Consider the following 15661-nt stretch of genomic DNA (forward strand, 5'->3'; position numbering starts at 1 on the left):
AAAAAATCAGAATTATGATAAAATACAAATACAAAGCTTATCAAGAGAAGCTGAGGGAACTGGCCCTACGAAGCTCGGCAACCTGCTTATAGAAAGCAAGGTGCTAAATCCAGCAAAATGGAATCCATTTTGAAAGATAAGGTAAAATATATTACCGAACAGTCTTTTCGAAATGGGAAAGATTTTTTTTATGAATAAAAAGGGGGGCTGTTTGCGTGAGCGTACGGGAACATTTTGATGAAGTGTCCGAAAAAATTCAAACGATGCTTGCTGATATGAAATATGGTTCAATTACAATTGTGGTGCAAGATGGAAAAGTGATTCAATTAGAGAAAAGTGAAAAGGTCCGTTTAAAGTAAAAAGCGCTGACTAGAAAAACTAGAGGCGGTTTTAATCTATTTTATAGATTAAAACCGTCTTTTTGCTTTTACAGGGGGAGAAAACATGTTGACGTATGAAACGTGGGAAGAAAATGGTGTTTCATTTTCAGAAGAAGATGAAACGAAAGGCGCGCTATCAGTATTAAGTTGGGCTTATAAAGAATATAAAGGTGAAATTGTATATGCATGTAGCTTTGGAGTGGAAGGGATGGTTTTATTGCATCTTATAAACCAAGTAAATCCATCTGCTAAAGTTGTATTTTTAGATACAAATGTTCACTTTCAAGAAACGTACGAATTAATTAAAAAGGTACGAGAGAGATTTCCTTCATTAAATATTATAGAAAAACAGCCAGCACTTACACTTGAAGAACAGGCAAAGCTTCATGGAGAAAAATTATGGGAAAGTAATCCGAATCTCTGTTGTAAGATCAGAAAAATTTTGCCGCTAGAAAAATCATTAGCAGCCGAAAAAGCGTGGATATCAGGCCTTAGAAGGGAACAATCAGAAACGCGTAAGCATACAAAATTTGTGAATCAAGATCATCGTTTTCGGTCTATTAAAATTTGTCCGCTCATTCATTGGACTTGGAAAGAAGTTTGGCGATATGTATACAAACATAGTTTGCCGTATAATCCGCTACATGATGTTGGCTATCCAAGTATTGGGTGTGAAAAATGTACATTGCCTGTAGGAGATGGTTGCGACTCAAGAGATGGAAGATGGGCTGGGAAAATGAAGACAGAATGCGGACTTCATTTTCAATAAGATAAATCTTGAAATAAAGCTAAGAGGGGATATAAAAAGATGAGTACAACAAATAAATTAGTAAACCGTATTGATGAAACATATGACATATCGAATATTGTAAAAGAAATTGAGCTAGACAAAATTGCGCTTAGTGATTTAGAACTTCTGGCGATAGGGGGATATAGTCCACTTACAGGATTTTTAGGGAAGAGAGATTATGACTCAGTTGTAGAAACACTGCGCTTAGTAAACGGTAGTGTTTGGAGTATACCGATTGCATTACCAGTAACAGAAGAAGAAGCGGATAGATTGAAAATTGGAGAAGAAGTAAAACTGGTTAAAGATGGAACTGTATATGGTGTTATTCAAATAGAAGATATTTTTGTACCGGATAAAGAAAAAGAAGCGTTACTCGTGTATAAAACGACGGATGAGGCTCATCCAGGGGTGAAAAAATTGTACGATCGACCGAACGTTTACGTTGGAGGAGCTATTATTCTAATACAACGCTCTGAAAATAATCAGTTTGCTTCTTATTATTTAGATCCAATCGAAACAAGAGAAGAATTTAAAAAACGGGGATGGAAAACAGTAGTTGGTTTCCAAACACGCAATCCTGTACATCGTGCACATGAATATATTCAAAAATCTGCACTTGAAATTGTAGATGGTCTCTTTTTAAACCCGCTCGTTGGTGAAACGAAATCAGATGATATTCCAGCTGATGTAAGGATGGAAAGTTATGAAGTATTACTGCAAAATTATTATCCAAAAGATCGCGTTTTTTTAGGGGTATTTCCCGCAGCGATGCGTTATGCAGGACCACGTGAAGCGATATTTCATGCGCTTGTAAGAAAAAATTTCGGCTGTACACATTTTATTGTAGGGCGGGATCACGCTGGAGTGGGAAATTATTACGGAACATATGAAGCGCAGGAAATCTTTACTGACTTTACGGTGGAAGAGTTAGGAATTACGCCGCTATTTTTTGAACATAGTTTTTATTGCGTTAAATGTGAGGCGATGGCTTCGACAAAAACGTGCCCACACGAGAAAGCGGACCATGTTATTTTGTCAGGTACGAAAGTAAGAGAAATGTTACGAAATGGAGAGATTCCACCAAGTGCATTTAGCCGTAAAGAAGTAGTGGAAGTGTTAATTAAAGGTTTGAAGAAAGAAGCAGTAACAGAATAGGGAGAGAACGAGATGGATACAAATATTACTTGGCATGCAGCGTCTGTTTCAAAGGAAGAGAGAAGAGTGAAGAATGGTCATCATAGTTTTGTAATTTGGTTTACAGGCTTATCAGCTTCGGGTAAATCAACAGTAGCAAATGCGGTGGCTCGGAAACTATTTGAAAACAATATCGGAAACTATGTATTAGATGGGGATAACATTCGTCACGGTTTAAATAAGGATTTAGGTTTTTCTGAAAGTGAACGTATGGAAAATATAAGGCGCATTGGTGAAGTGGCGAAGTTGTTTGTAGATGAAGGAACAGTTGTCCTTACAGCGTTTATTTCACCATATCGAGTAGATCGTAAACAAGTTAGAGACCTTTTGGCAGCAAATGAATTTATTGAAGTCTTTGTGAAGTGTCCGATTGAAGAATGTGAGAAACGTGATCCGAAAGGACTTTATAAAAAAGCGAGACAAGGTGATATTAAGCAGTTTACGGGCATTGATTCACCGTATGAGGAACCAGAACGAGAAGAATTAATTGTAGAAACGCACAAGTATTCTATTGAAGAATGTGCAGAACAAATTGTGAAGTACTTACAAGAGCGTAGTTTCATATAGGGGGATAAAAGATGAGTTATGAAAAAGTGTGGGCTAATACTGAAAAATTAAATCAAACAGAGAAAAAGAAATTAGAGAAAGACGGATTAGAAATCTTTAATGATATTCCTTACTATGCGGAGAATGGATTTGAATCTATTCCGAAAGAAGAGTGGGACGCCTTTAAATGGGCGGGATTGTATTTGCAACGACCGAAAGAAGCGGGCTATTTTATGATGCGTGTCAATATTCCTTCTGGGATTATTACAAATGCGCAGGCAGAGGTGCTAGCTTCCATCGCTGAAGATTATGGGCGTGATGTGTTAGATATTACGACAAGACAGGCGATTCAGTTTCATTGGTTAGAAATTGGGCAAATTCCGGATATTTTTAAAAGGTTAGCGAGAGTTGGTTTATCTTCAGCGGGGGCATGCGGTGATATTACGCGTAATATTACAGGTAATCCACTTGCTGGAATTGATGCGAATGAACTATTTGATACAACATCGATTGTTAAAGAAATATACGATTACTTCCAACATAATGAAGAGTTTTCTAATCTACCACGTAAATTTAAAATGTCTATTAGTTCTAACATTTATAATTCAGCAAATGCAGAGATTAACTGTGTGGCATTTACACCTGCTACGAAAGAAATAGATGGTGAGAAAAAAGTTGGTTTTCACATAAAAGTAGGTGGAGGCTTATCAGCTCGTCCGTACTTAGCGGAAGAATTAGATGTATTCGTTTTACCAGAAGAAGTGAAGGCAGTATCGATTGCAATTGCTACTATATTCCGTGATTTTGGATATCGTGAAAAACGCCACTTAGCACGCTTGAAATTTCTTGTCGCTGACTGGGGCGCTGAGAAATTTAAAGAGAAACTAGTAGCATACACAGGCCTATTGCAAAGTAAAGGGGAAAGTGCTCTCAAAGGCTGGAATGCAGGATACTTTTATGGTGTTCAAGATCAAAAACAAGAAGGATTAAAGTATGTCGGCTTTAATGTACCAGTAGGACGTTTACATGCAAAGGAAATGTTTGAGATTGCTAGAATTGCAAAGCAATATGGAAACGGGCAAATTCGTACTTGTAACTCACAAAACTTCATTATTCCGAATGTTCCGCCAGAAAATGTTGCAGGATTATTAAGTGAACCTTTGTTTGAAGCAATTTCTGCAAATCCGAAATCATTTATTGGTCATGCGGTTTCATGTACTGGTATTGAGTATTGCAATCTTGCGTTAGTAGAAACGAAAGAAAGATTACGCAAAATCGCAGAGTACTTAGATACACAAATTGCACTCGATGTTCCAGTTCGAATTCATATGGTAGGATGCCCGAACTCCTGTGGTCAACGTCAAATTGCTGATATTGGTTTGCAAGGGATAAAACTGAAAACGAAGGAAAAGGGAATCGTTGAGGCGTTTGAAATATATGTGGGCGGAACGCTATTAGACGGAGGAGCATATAACGAAAAATTAAAAGGGAAAATAGATGGAGAAGATTTGCCGGATGTTCTCGTGTCCTTTTTAAGGTATTTCCAAAAGAATAAATTACTAGCCGAAACGTTTTATGATTTCGTAGGGCGTGTTGGAGTGGAAGAATTACAAATTGTACTAAATCGTGTATTAGAAGAAGTAATAGCGTCTTAGGAGGGACAATATGGATTTATATCGATTTGAAGCTGTAATAGCGAATAGTGTTGTTCCAATAGTCGTTGTTGCTCAAAGTGAAGAACAAGCATTTAAGCTTGCCGAGATAGAACTTGAAAAATACTTTTTACCGCTACCAGAAGTGAAGGAGATTTCTTTGTTTGAAAAAAAGAAGATTCGAAAAGGGGCAGCATTTGTTATTCATGAGTAAGGAGAAGTGTAATACGAAATAATAGTAACTTCCATTCGTGATGAAGAGTGGAAGTTTCATTTTATAGTAGAAATGAGGAGAGATGATGGGGAAGGTTTATATCGTTGGGGCGGGTCCTGGTGATCCGGATTTAATTACTGTTAAAGGGTTGAGATGCATCGAGAAGGCTGATGTTATTTTGTACGATCGTCTCGTAAATAAAGAGTTGCTTTCATACGCAAAGCCTGAAGCGGATTTAATTTATTGCGGGAAACTCCCGAATTATCACACGATGAAGCAAGAGACAATTAACACATTTCTTATTAAATATGCGAAGAAAGGAAAAGTTGTAACGAGACTAAAGGGCGGGGATCCATTTGTATTTGGAAGAGGTGGAGAAGAAGCCGAAGCGTTAGCCAAACAAGGTATCCCATTTGAAATTATTCCTGGTATTTCAGCTGGTATAGCCGCTCCTGCTTACGCTGGTATTCCAGTAACGCACCGCGATGCAAGTGCAAGTTTTGCTGTTGTGACAGGGCACCGGAAAGAAGGGGCTGAAGAGGAAGTGAAGTGGGAAAGTTTAGCGAAAGGTGTAGATACATTAGCGGTCTATATGGGGGTTAGTAATTTACCTTACATATGTGAACAACTAATAAAACATGGAAAAGATCAAAGCACACCTGCCGCTATTATTGAGTGGGGAACGACATCTATGCAGCGTACTGTTACAGCGACGTTAGGAACAATTGTAGATGTTGCTAAAAAAGAACAAATTCAAAATCCGAGTATGATTGTTATTGGAGAAGTTGTCCGTTTTAGAGAAAAGATACATTGGTTTGAGAAACAAGCGGAAAATGCATATCCAGTAAGCGGAGTATTGTAAAATGAAGGCTGTATTATATATATGTCATGGAAGCCGTTTGAAAGCAGCAAAAGAAGAAGCCGTTGCATTTATTACGTCATGTATGAACCGTGTAGAGGCAAATATTCAAGAAATTTGTTTTTTAGAGCTAGCGAGTCCTTCTATTGAAGAAGGATTTCGTACATGTGTGAAGCGTGGTGCTACAGAGATTGTCGCTATTCCTGTTTTTTTATTAGCGGCAGGACATGTAAAGAAAGATATTCCGCTTGAATTACGAAAGTTAAACGAGGAATATCCGGATATCAAAATAGTGTATGGTAATCCATTTGGTGTATCAGAAGTGCTTGTAAAAGCGGTATATAACGGAAGTGGCATTCAAGACTATGAAGAAGAAGTAACACTTTTGCTTGTTGCAAGAGGGAGTAGTGATCCGGAAACTTTACAAGACATAAATTGGATTTCTTCTTTATTTCAAAAAGAAGAGAACATTATAAAGGTGGAAGTTTGTTATTTAGCAGCTGCAGAGCCGAAGTTTGATGAGAAGTTGAAAGAAATTGTAGAACAAAAAGAACGAAACATTGTTGTGTTACCTTACTTATTATTTACAGGATTGCTCATGAAACATGTTGAGAAAGAAGTGAGTCAATATGAGTCGGAGGAGATAAGAACAAGTCCATATTTAGGAAAGAATGTCGCATTTCGAGATATGTTAATTCAAAAAACAGAGGAAATATTGAAGGGAGATCAATATGTATCCACTTACAGTGCGAGTTGATAAGAAACGTGTTGTTGTCATTGGTGGGGAGAAAGTAGCTGGATTTAAAATTATTCCTTTACTAAAACAAGGTGCGGATATCGTTGTGGTAAGTACAGAATTAGATACGAATTTAGTAAAACTTGTAGAGGAAAAGCAAATTCGTTGGTATCAAAGAGAGTATGAGAAAAGTGATATTAAAGATGCTTTTTTAGTAGTTGCAGCGACTAGCAATTCGGTACTAAATGAACAAATTGCAGAAGATGCTGCAGCGAATCAATTAGTAAATGTTATTACGAATCCGGAAAGTGGAAATGTTCATTTTCCAGCAGCGTTTCATCGTGGTTTGCTTAATGTAGCTGTTTCTACAGGAGGAGCAAGCCCGAAATTGGCGAAAAAAATTCGTGACGATATCGCAAATAAATATGATGAGACATATGAAACGTATCTTGATTTTTTATATGAAGTAAGAATAAAAGTGAAAGAATTACAAGTAGATAAGCGGCAGAGAAATATATTATTACAAGAAGTATTAAAGTCAGTATATGTTCTAAATGGAGAAAAAAGAGAATTGTTTTTACAAGAATTAGAGAGAAAGGTTCATATAGGATAATGAATAAATTGTGCTTTACAACTATAAGAATATAATTTATAATCACAAGTAACTTCAATAGATGAAATCGATGAGCAAGAAGAGTACGTATATTTGAGGCGTTCAGAGAGCTGGGGTAAGGTGTGAGCCCGGTACGATAAAATATACAGAATGGGCTTGCGAGAGGTATGCTGAACATTGCAGTAGGCAACCCGGGTTCCGCCGTTAAAAGGATAGAGTATCGGATTTTTCCTGTACTTGAACAAGTGGGATTTATTGATCCAATTGAGGTGGTACCACGGTATTTATATTACATATATCGTCCTCTACATGCATATTTGCGTGTAGGGGACTTTTTTGTTTTTTAAAGGAGGTGTGCGAGTATGAAATGAAAGTGTATAATTAGCGAAAGTTTAAATATTCAGAAAAGGAGAAATTATAATGAAAGAAACACAGCAATGGACGTCGAAAATAGGCTTTGTACTCGCAGCAGCGGGAGCCGCAGTAGGTCTTGGGGCAATATGGAAGTTTCCATATGTTGCAGGTAATGGCGGGGGAGGCGCATTCTTCCTTGTATTCTTACTATTAACTATATTTATTGGTATGCCTCTTCTTGTAGCTGAATTTGTTATTGGCCGTAGTACTCAAAAAGAGGCAGTTACAGCTTATAAAGTATTAGTACCAAATAGCAAGTTATACCCTTGGATTGGTCGTATGGGGGTTGTTACTTGTTTTAGCGTACTATCTTTTTATAGTGTTGTAGGTGGATGGATTTTACTTTATTTATACTATAGTGTCACAGGTAGTTTCTGGAACGGAGTAGTCGATTATGGGCAATTGTTTGCTGAAACAATTGCAAATCCAGTAAGTGCGATTGGGGCGCAATTCATCTTTATGCTTTGTACCATTTTTGTTGTTAGTAAAGGTGTGGAAAAAGGCATAGAAAAGGCAAGTAAGTACATGATGCCGCTATTATTCATTTTATTTATTGCTATCATTATTCGTGCGTTAACACTTGATGGTGCTATGGCTGGGGTAGAGTTCTTCTTAAAACCAGATTTTTCAAAGCTTACAGCAGATACGATTTTATATGCGATGGGACAATCTTTCTTCTCACTAACGGTAGGTGCCTCGGTAATGGTAACGTATAGTTCGTATTTAAAGAAAGAAGAGCATTTAGCTAAATCAGCAACATCTATTGTAAGTTTAACTGTATTTGTTACAGTACTTGCAGGATTAGCGATTTTTCCGGCGATTTTCGCATTAGGAGTTAAACCGACAGAAGGACCAGGGCTACTGTTTATCGTTCTTCCTGCTGTCTTTGCGAAAATTCCATTTGGACAATTTTTCTTCATTATGTTTTTAGTTTTATTCTTCTTTGCGACTTTAACATCTGCGATTTCAATGCTTGAAATTGTAGTAGCATCTGTTGCGAAAGATAATGAGAAGAAGCGTCCGTCAGCTTCGTTATTAATTGGTATTCTTATTTTTGCAGTTGGAATTCCATCAGCGTTATCGTTTGGAATTATGAGTGATGTGAAAATATTTGGGAAGACATTCTTTGATTTCGTCGATTTTTCGGTAAGTAATGTGTTACTGCCACTCGGAGTACTAGCCATTTCGCTATTCGTACCAAATAAAATGAGTAAAGAGTTATTAATGAAAGAATTAGAAGTTACGGAAACGAAAGGGAAAACATTATTTAACATTTGGTTCTTCTTACTTCGTTATGTTATTCCGGTAACTGTAATTATCGTATTTTTAAATGCGATAGGCGTGTTTAAAATGTTTGCATAATAAAAAGACGGAGATTTCTCCGTCTTTTTATTATGTTGTAGAAGTATTTAATAAGCGATTATATGCTTTATAAGCTGTGACAACTGCGATAAATGATCCAATTAAAAATAACGCTGAGCCGCCGAATGTAAATAACCGACCGATGTATGTTTCTCTAGCTTCTTCTATTTCTTCTTGTAATTGTGTATTCATATTAATCACCCCGCAAAATATAGGCATTTAGTTGTAGTTTATGTAAAATGCCTACAAAGTGTGAAATGGTAGTAAAAAAACTCGGTATGCACCGAGTTTTTTATAATCCAATATAAGGAGATGGATCGACAGCGTTTGTCTTACCAACATTCCATTCTCCAATATGAAGTTCGAAGTGTAGATGTTGTCCGTAAGATTGACCGGTATTTCCCATAAAGCCAAGTTGGTCGCCTTGTTTTACAGTTTGTCCATTGGATACAGAGCGGCTACTCATATGTGCATACACTGTCGTATATGTTTTTCCGTTAACACGGTGAGATAAGTAAACAACGTTTCCGTAACTAGAGGATAATTCTGAACGGATAACAACGCCATCTGCAGCGGCAATAATTGGAACTGTTCCCGGAGCTGCGATATCGATTCCTTTATGGTTATCTAAAGAACGTGTGCCGAATCCAGAAGTTTTTGATCCAGCCGCTGGTTTAATAAATCCACCTTTGTTCGTATCTTGCGGTGTTGGTGCGGATTGTGTGCTTTCTTTAGCAGAAGCGGCGGCTTGTTTTTTTGCTTCCTCAGCCTTGCGTGCCTCTTCAACTTTACGCGCTTCTTCTGCACGTTTTTCTTCTTCAATTGCTTTTTGAACAGCTTGACGCTGGTTTTCTAAAATGCCTTTTGACTCTTCTAATCCTTCAATCTCGGAATCTACTTTTGATACTTTCGTATGTAGATCTTTAATAAGAGTTTGTTGCTGTTGTTGATTACTTTGTAACTCTTGTTGTTTTTGTTCTAATTTTTGTTCAGATTCTTTCAGTTGTTGCTCTTTTTTCTCAACAGCCTCTTTTTCTGTCGTTACAGCATGTTGATCATCTGTTTGCTTTTTCACAATATCGGTATCGTTATTTAAAATTAAACTTACAGAATACATATTATCAACAAGATCGGCAATATTTGCAGAACTTGTTATTACTTCTGTAATGATACTCGTACGAGGCTTTTCTTGCATAGATTGTAGTCGTTGTTTAATAACTTCCTGCCGTGTATCTATGTTCGTTTGTAATTGCTCTATATGTTTCTTTTTTTCAGTAATAACTTGTTGTGTGTTGCTAATTTCTTTTTTTGTATCGTTTAATTCAGCTTCGTTTTTATTAATAGAAGTAGTTAATTCGTCGATTTTCTTTTGTAATTCCTGGATTTCTTTTTCTATTTGTTCTTTCTCAGCTGATTTATTTTGTAAGTCATTTTGTTTGCCTTCTAATTCGGATTGAATATTAGATAATTTATTTTCATTCGTTTCAGCGTATACGGGTGAAAGTAACGGGGAAACGAAAATCGTTCCAGCTGCTAAAACACTAAATGCTGCAAATTTCTTTTTCATTGTTGTCTTGCTCCTTTCCCTATGAATGTATATATCATAAGAAGAAGAAGGGTGTCTATCGTTGTAATCATAATGTAAAGAAAACTTTATAAATTTGCTAAGTTTTGTCGGAATTTAGTATCTTTTCGTAGTGTTTGTCATAAAGTGAAATTTTTGCATGCATACAAAAATGCACCATTTTCTATTTTGTTCTAAAAAAAACATGGAAAATGATGGAGTTTTCGATGGTGAAACATTACTTTAAAAACCTATAAATCACTAGTGAGGAATCGTTCTCATGTTAGGTTTTCTGACATGGGTTTTATTTTTGTCAAGAAAATTATTTGCATTCGGGCAAACTTATTTTGTTGTCAGATTTTAAGTTTTGATTTATGATTTTTAACAGGGACAAAATGTAGTGAATTGTCGAATAATATGTAATACTCTTAATTTCATGTTTTATAGAAATAGAATGAGAGATAGAGTGACACATCGAAGAGGGGGTTACAACAAATATGAAAAGAATAGGACTTGCATGGCAAATTTTAATAGGACTTGCGCTTGGTATTGCAGTTGGGGCGATTTTCTTTGGCAATCCGGCAGTGGTTGATTATTTAAAACCAATTGGTGATATTTTCATTCGATTAATTAAGATGATCGTTGTACCAATTGTTGTAGCAAGTATCGTTGTTGGTGTTGCTGGTGTTGGCGATGTTAAGAAGTTAGGCCGACTAGGCGGAAAAACAATTCTTTACTTTGAAATTATTACAACACTTGCAATTGTTGTTGGTCTATTAATAGCGAACATTTTCCAACCTGGAAAAGGCGTTGATATGGATAAATTAACAAAGACTGATATTTCTAAATATGCAGAAACAACAGCTCAAGTACAAAGTCATTCGTTTGCGGATACGTTTGTAAATATTGTTCCGACGAACATTATGAAATCATTAGCTGAAGGTGATATGCTTGCTATTATCTTCTTCTCAGTATTATTTGGTTTAGGTGTAGCAGCAATTGGTGAGCGTGGTAAACCAGTGCTACAATTTTTCCAAGGTGTAGCAGATGCAATGTTTTATGTAACGAACCAAGTTATGAAGTTTGCACCATTTGGTGTATTCGCATTAATTGGTGTTACAGTTTCTACATTCGGATTAGCTTCATTAATTCCATTAGGGAAATTACTCATTGTAGTATACGGAGCAATGATCTTCTTCGTTGTGGTCGTATTAGGGCTTACAGCGAAAATATTCGGTATTAACATTTTCCAATTCTTTAAAATTTTAAAAGACGAGCTGATCTTAGCGTATTCTACAGCAAGTTCAGAAACGGTTTTACCGAAAATTATGGAGAAAATGGAGAAATTCGGTTGTCCGAAAGCAATTACATCTTTCGTTATTCCAACAGGTTATTCATTTAACTTAGATGGATCAACGTTATATCAAGCAATTGCGGCAATTTTCTTAGCGCAAATGTACGGTATTGAATTATCCATTACACAACAAATTACATTATTACTTGTATTAATGGTTACATCAAAAGGTATCGCGGGTGTACCGGGCGTATCATTCGTTGTATTATTAGCAACACTTGGTACAGTAGGTATTCCAGCTGAAGGTTTAGCATTTATTGCAGGTATTGACCGTATTCTAGATATGGCTCGTACGGCAGTTAACGTTGTAGGTAACTCTTTAGCGGCTGTAGTTATGTCTAAGTGGGAAGGTCAATATGACGCTGAAAAAGGACAAGCCTATTTAAAAGAGATATCTGAAAAGGGTCAAGCGGCTTAATTATGATTTGAAAAGCTCTCACATATTATGTGAGAGCTTTTCTGTATGTAGAAGAGGAGAGAAAGTTATGAAACGTAAGTACGGTGATGGTTCTACGTGGAAGCGATTAATAGAGAAGACATACACAGTAAAACAAGTTGAAGCAGGTATGTTAGGAATATTGGATATAAAAAAGGTGAGAGAGCCTAGTTATAAAGAATACAATAGTAAAGAGCTTTGCATTGCAGGTGATGGGTATACATGGATGCAATATTTTATAAACGGCAAAAACTTTGCAATTACAGCTATGTTAGACAATCAAAAACAATTAGTGCAATATTATATCGATGTGACGAAAGAATTTAAAATAGACGATCGTGGTTTACCTTATTTTGATGATTTATATTTAGATGTAGTATTGTTACCGAACGGTGAGGTCTATGTACTGGATGAAGACGAGTTAGAGGATGCTTACAAAATTGGTGAAGTTACAAAGGAAGAATATGAGTTAGCATGGAATACAACAAAATGGATTATCGCGACGATAAAAAATAGAAAATTTTATTGGATCTCAATATTGGATAAAGAAATCGAAAAGTTAAAGTGATTGGTTTATTCACCTTTTTGTATAATTACCAAAAAAATCTATACAAAAAATAATTGACTTTTGTTTTGTAAGCGAGTAAAGTTAGGAAAGAAATTATTATTAAAAAATAAATATGAAACCTTCTTATAAAGAGAGGCGGAGGGACTGGCCCTACGATGCCTCGGCAGCGGACTCGATTTTAGAGTGCTGTGCCAAATCCAGCAAGCATGTGCTTGAAAGATGAGAAGAGTGTTTCTTATAGATGTATAAGACCTCTTCTCGTTGGAAGAGGTCTTTTGTTGTTCATTAGAAAAGGTTGAAAACTAGGGAGAGATGATACTTTGAAAGAAACGAGAGGAAATGGTTTAGCGTTATTACCACTTGGAATATTTTTGGCGCTATTTATTGGTTCTGGAATTATTACAGGTGATTTCTATAAATTACCGATACTTATAGCGATTTCAATTGCAGTAGGAATCGCATTAGCGATGAATCGTAAAGAAAGTTTTAATGTGAAAGTGGAACGATTTGCAAAAGGTGCAGGAAATCCAGATATTATGATTATGGTATTAATCTTTGTACTTGCAGGGGCGTTTTCTGAAACAGCAAAAGGAATGGGCGGAGTGGATTCAACTGTTAATTTAGCGTTATCTATTTTACCACAAGGATTTATCGTTGCTGGAATTTTTGTTATAGGGGCATTTATTTCATTAGCGATGGGAACCTCAATGGGAACTATTGCTGCATTAGCGCCAATTGCTGTAGGTATTAGTGGACAAACTGATATTTCAATTGCACTAACGATGGCTACTGTTGTGGGCGGAGCGATGTTTGGTGATAATTTATCATTTATTTCTGATACAACAATTGCAGCTGTAAGGTCGCAAGGAACAGAAATGAAAGATAAGTTTAAAACGAACTTTTTAATTGTATTGCCAGCTGCAATCATTACAATTGTACTATTAGTAATGGTTACTTTAGGAAGTGATACAGAAATTAAAGCTCAAACATTTGATTGGGTGAAGATATTACCATATGCAGGTGTACTTGTTACAGCATTACTTGGTTGGAATGTACTTATCGTATTGACAGGTGGAACTGTACTATCTGGTGTTATCGGTCTTATAGATGGAAGTTATACGTTAGAGAGTTTCTTTAAAAGTGTAACGACTGGAATGGGCAGTATGATGGAATTAGTATTACTTGCCATTTTAATCGGTGGTATGGTTGAGCTTATTCAGTATAATGGTGGTATTCAATATTTAATGAATCTTTTAACACGTAATATTCGTTCGAAAAAAGGAGCAGAGTTCGGCATTGCTGGTTTAGTGAGTATGACGAATATCTGTACAGCAAATAATACAATCTCTATCATTTTTACAGGTTCGCTTGCGAAGAACATTGCGGATCAATATGAAATTGATCCACGTAAATCAGCTAGTGTACTAGATCTTTTCTCTTGCTGTATACAAGGATTAATCCCATATGGTGCTCAAATGCTAACAGCAGCAGGATTTGCAGCGTTATCTCCAATTGAATTGTTACCGTATGCATTCTATCCAATTTTAGTTGGGGTATGTGGTATTATTTCGATTCTGATTGGATTCCCAAGATTTTCAAAGGTAGCGAAGAAAAAAGAGTATCATAAAACAGCGTAATCGAATATGAATTTTATTATTAGCAACTGAAGCCGTTCAGAGAATATTCTCTGAACGGCTTTTTATTTTGTGAAAATATGTGTTTATCATTTTGTTGAGGTGGTTATATGTATGTTTGTTTGCAAAAAGGCTGAATGGAACTCAGTCTTAAGTCTGAGTTAAAAACGGTTCTTAAGCTCGTTATGAAAAAATGAAAAAATAGTTAAGATAAGAGTATCAAATCGAAGGGAGGCAAGCACAAGATGAAACAATTTCTAGCGTTTATCGCGGCCGGTATTTTGGCTTTAATTGCTCTTGGTAGTCTTGCTGGTATTGTAGGATTCGCAATCGGAGCAGGAGTTGTGTACTGGAGCTATAAATCATTTGTGCGAGCTAAATCATTTTTTGGAAAGTTAGCTTGGGGTATTGTTGGTTTGATCGGCTTGTCCATTGCACTTTCTCATTCTCCAGCATTAATCGGTATCGCGGCATTAGTAGTTTTATACTACGGATACCGTGAGTGGAAAAAAGGAAAAAATGTAGTTGTTGATTCTGCTCCAGAAAGTTCTAAACCATATAGCAACTTTGAAGATGAGTGGAACAAGTTAATGAAAAACTAATATAAAATAAATCAAATTATAAAGTAGAAGAGAGGAAGATTATAATGAAACAATCTTTATTTGGACGTGTACGCGATGCAATTTTAGCTGATTTTCATAATGTGTTAGATGAGAAAGAAAGAAAAAATCCAATTGCTATGTTAAACCAATATTTACGCGATAGTGAGCGTGAAATAACAAAAATTGAGAAGTTAATTCAGCGTCATAAAACATTAAAATCTAACTTCGCTCGTGAGCTTGAGCAAGCACGTTATTTCGTTAATAAAAGATCAAAGCAAGCTATCATCGCACAAGAAGCAGGTGAATTGCAATTGCATGAACGTGCATTAGAAGAAGTGGCGTATTATGAAGGGCAAGTAACTCGCTTAGAAGAAATGTATGCTGGTGTTGTAGAGCAAATTGATGAGTTAGAGCGTCGTCTTTCAGAAATGAAAAATAAATTAAAAGAAATGAACGCAAAGCGTATGGAATTAATGGCACGTGAAAATATGGCGCATGCAAACCGTCGTATGAATACTGCTATGCATAAAATGGATGAAAATAATCCGTTCTTACGATTCGAAGAAATTGAAGATCACATTCGTGACATAGAGCTTCGTATAAATGAAGAGCATGAGCGTGATACATTTGATATGAAAATTGCAAAACTAGAGCGTGAAATGAAAGAGAAAAATGAAGTATCGTTAACGAAAGAAGTAACAAAATAATTGTAGTATATAATAAAACAGGCTTATGATATAGTG

The 15661-nt window shown here is 36.1% G+C and carries 17 protein-coding genes, 2 riboswitches and 1 other annotated feature; of the genes, 15 read left to right on the forward strand and 2 right to left on the reverse strand.

Annotated elements, in window-relative coordinates:
- Positions 1 to 34: 34 nt before the first annotated feature.
- Positions 35 to 143, forward strand: a riboswitch (SAM riboswitch).
- Positions 144 to 215: 72 nt separating this feature from the next.
- The 10 genes from MHI07_RS06990 (at position 216) to MHI07_RS07035 (ending at position 8760) form a co-directional block, all read left to right on the forward strand.
- Complete coding sequence (locus tag MHI07_RS06990; protein ID WP_002149491.1) at positions 216 to 359, forward strand: YezD family protein; 144 nt, start codon at positions 216 to 218, stop codon at positions 357 to 359.
- Positions 360 to 444: 85 nt separating this feature from the next.
- Complete coding sequence (locus MHI07_RS06995) at positions 445 to 1149, forward strand: phosphoadenylyl-sulfate reductase (protein ID WP_340822750.1); 705 nt, start codon at positions 445 to 447, stop codon at positions 1147 to 1149.
- A gap of 39 nt (positions 1150 to 1188) precedes the next feature.
- Positions 1189 to 2325 (forward strand): sulfate adenylyltransferase, encoded by a 1137-nt coding sequence (gene sat / locus MHI07_RS07000; RefSeq protein ID WP_002158655.1) that lies wholly within the window; start codon positions 1189 to 1191, stop codon positions 2323 to 2325.
- A 12-nt stretch (positions 2326 to 2337) separates the two neighbouring features.
- Complete coding sequence (gene cysC, locus MHI07_RS07005; RefSeq protein WP_002158654.1) at positions 2338 to 2931, forward strand: adenylyl-sulfate kinase; 594 nt, start codon at positions 2338 to 2340, stop codon at positions 2929 to 2931.
- Positions 2932 to 2942: 11 nt separating this feature from the next.
- Positions 2943 to 4565, forward strand: a complete 1623-nt coding sequence (locus tag MHI07_RS07010; protein ID WP_340822754.1) for a nitrite/sulfite reductase — start codon at positions 2943 to 2945, stop codon at positions 4563 to 4565.
- A 10-nt stretch (positions 4566 to 4575) separates the two neighbouring features.
- Complete coding sequence (locus MHI07_RS07015) at positions 4576 to 4776, forward strand: DUF3906 family protein (protein ID WP_002201189.1); 201 nt, start codon at positions 4576 to 4578, stop codon at positions 4774 to 4776.
- A gap of 85 nt (positions 4777 to 4861) precedes the next feature.
- Positions 4862 to 5638, forward strand: a complete 777-nt coding sequence (gene cobA / locus MHI07_RS07020; protein WP_340822756.1) for a uroporphyrinogen-III C-methyltransferase — start codon at positions 4862 to 4864, stop codon at positions 5636 to 5638.
- A gap of 1 nt (position 5639) precedes the next feature.
- Positions 5640 to 6392, forward strand: a complete 753-nt coding sequence (locus tag MHI07_RS07025) for a sirohydrochlorin chelatase (RefSeq protein ID WP_340822758.1) — start codon at positions 5640 to 5642, stop codon at positions 6390 to 6392.
- Entirely contained in the window at positions 6367 to 6984 is a 618-nt protein-coding gene (locus MHI07_RS07030; protein WP_340822760.1) for an NAD(P)-binding protein, read from the forward strand. Before MHI07_RS07025 ends, MHI07_RS07030 begins: the two co-directional genes overlap by 26 nt.
- A 61-nt stretch (positions 6985 to 7045) precedes the next feature.
- Positions 7046 to 7293 (forward strand) — a binding site (T-box leader).
- 111 nt (positions 7294 to 7404) lie between these two features.
- Entirely contained in the window at positions 7405 to 8760 is a 1356-nt protein-coding gene (locus tag MHI07_RS07035; RefSeq protein ID WP_215581105.1) for a sodium-dependent transporter, read from the forward strand.
- Positions 8761 to 8790: 30 nt separating this feature from the next.
- Here MHI07_RS07035 and MHI07_RS07040 read toward each other — a convergent pair whose 3' ends face one another.
- Together MHI07_RS07040 and MHI07_RS07045 are read right to left on the reverse strand one after the other, a co-directional pair.
- On the reverse strand, positions 8791 to 8952 hold the full coding sequence (locus MHI07_RS07040) for a hypothetical protein (RefSeq protein WP_002158647.1): 162 nt from the start codon (positions 8950 to 8952) through the stop codon (positions 8791 to 8793).
- Positions 8953 to 9052: 100 nt separating this feature from the next.
- On the reverse strand, positions 9053 to 10327 hold the full coding sequence (locus MHI07_RS07045) for a murein hydrolase activator EnvC family protein (RefSeq protein WP_215581107.1): 1275 nt from the start codon (positions 10325 to 10327) through the stop codon (positions 9053 to 9055).
- Positions 10328 to 10821: 494 nt separating this feature from the next.
- On the opposite strand from MHI07_RS07045, the gene gltP reads away from it, so the two are divergent.
- The 5 genes from gltP (at position 10822) to MHI07_RS07070 (ending at position 15625) form a co-directional block, all read left to right on the forward strand.
- Complete coding sequence (gltP, locus tag MHI07_RS07050) at positions 10822 to 12096, forward strand: glutamate/aspartate:proton symporter GltP (protein ID WP_002186318.1); 1275 nt, start codon at positions 10822 to 10824, stop codon at positions 12094 to 12096.
- Between the two features lie 67 nt (positions 12097 to 12163).
- The gene (locus MHI07_RS07055) at positions 12164 to 12682 is read left to right on the forward strand and encodes a DUF402 domain-containing protein (RefSeq protein ID WP_078179586.1); all 519 of its coding nucleotides are present in this window, start codon (positions 12164 to 12166) and stop codon (positions 12680 to 12682) included.
- Between the two features lie 120 nt (positions 12683 to 12802).
- A riboswitch (SAM riboswitch) is annotated at positions 12803 to 12908 on the forward strand.
- Positions 12909 to 13002: 94 nt separating this feature from the next.
- Complete coding sequence (locus MHI07_RS07060; protein ID WP_340822769.1) at positions 13003 to 14319, forward strand: Na+/H+ antiporter NhaC family protein; 1317 nt, start codon at positions 13003 to 13005, stop codon at positions 14317 to 14319.
- 242 nt (positions 14320 to 14561) lie between these two features.
- The gene (locus MHI07_RS07065) at positions 14562 to 14918 is read left to right on the forward strand and encodes a lmo0954 family membrane protein (protein ID WP_002149463.1); all 357 of its coding nucleotides are present in this window, start codon (positions 14562 to 14564) and stop codon (positions 14916 to 14918) included.
- 44 nt (positions 14919 to 14962) lie between these two features.
- Positions 14963 to 15625, forward strand: a complete 663-nt coding sequence (locus MHI07_RS07070; protein WP_002158642.1) for a PspA/IM30 family protein — start codon at positions 14963 to 14965, stop codon at positions 15623 to 15625.
- The last annotated feature ends 36 nt before the right edge of the window (positions 15626 to 15661 follow it).

This window comes from Bacillus sp. FSL H8-0545 (assembly GCF_038006105.1).
Taxonomy (GTDB): domain Bacteria; phylum Bacillota; class Bacilli; order Bacillales; family Bacillaceae_G; genus Bacillus_A; species Bacillus_A cereus_U.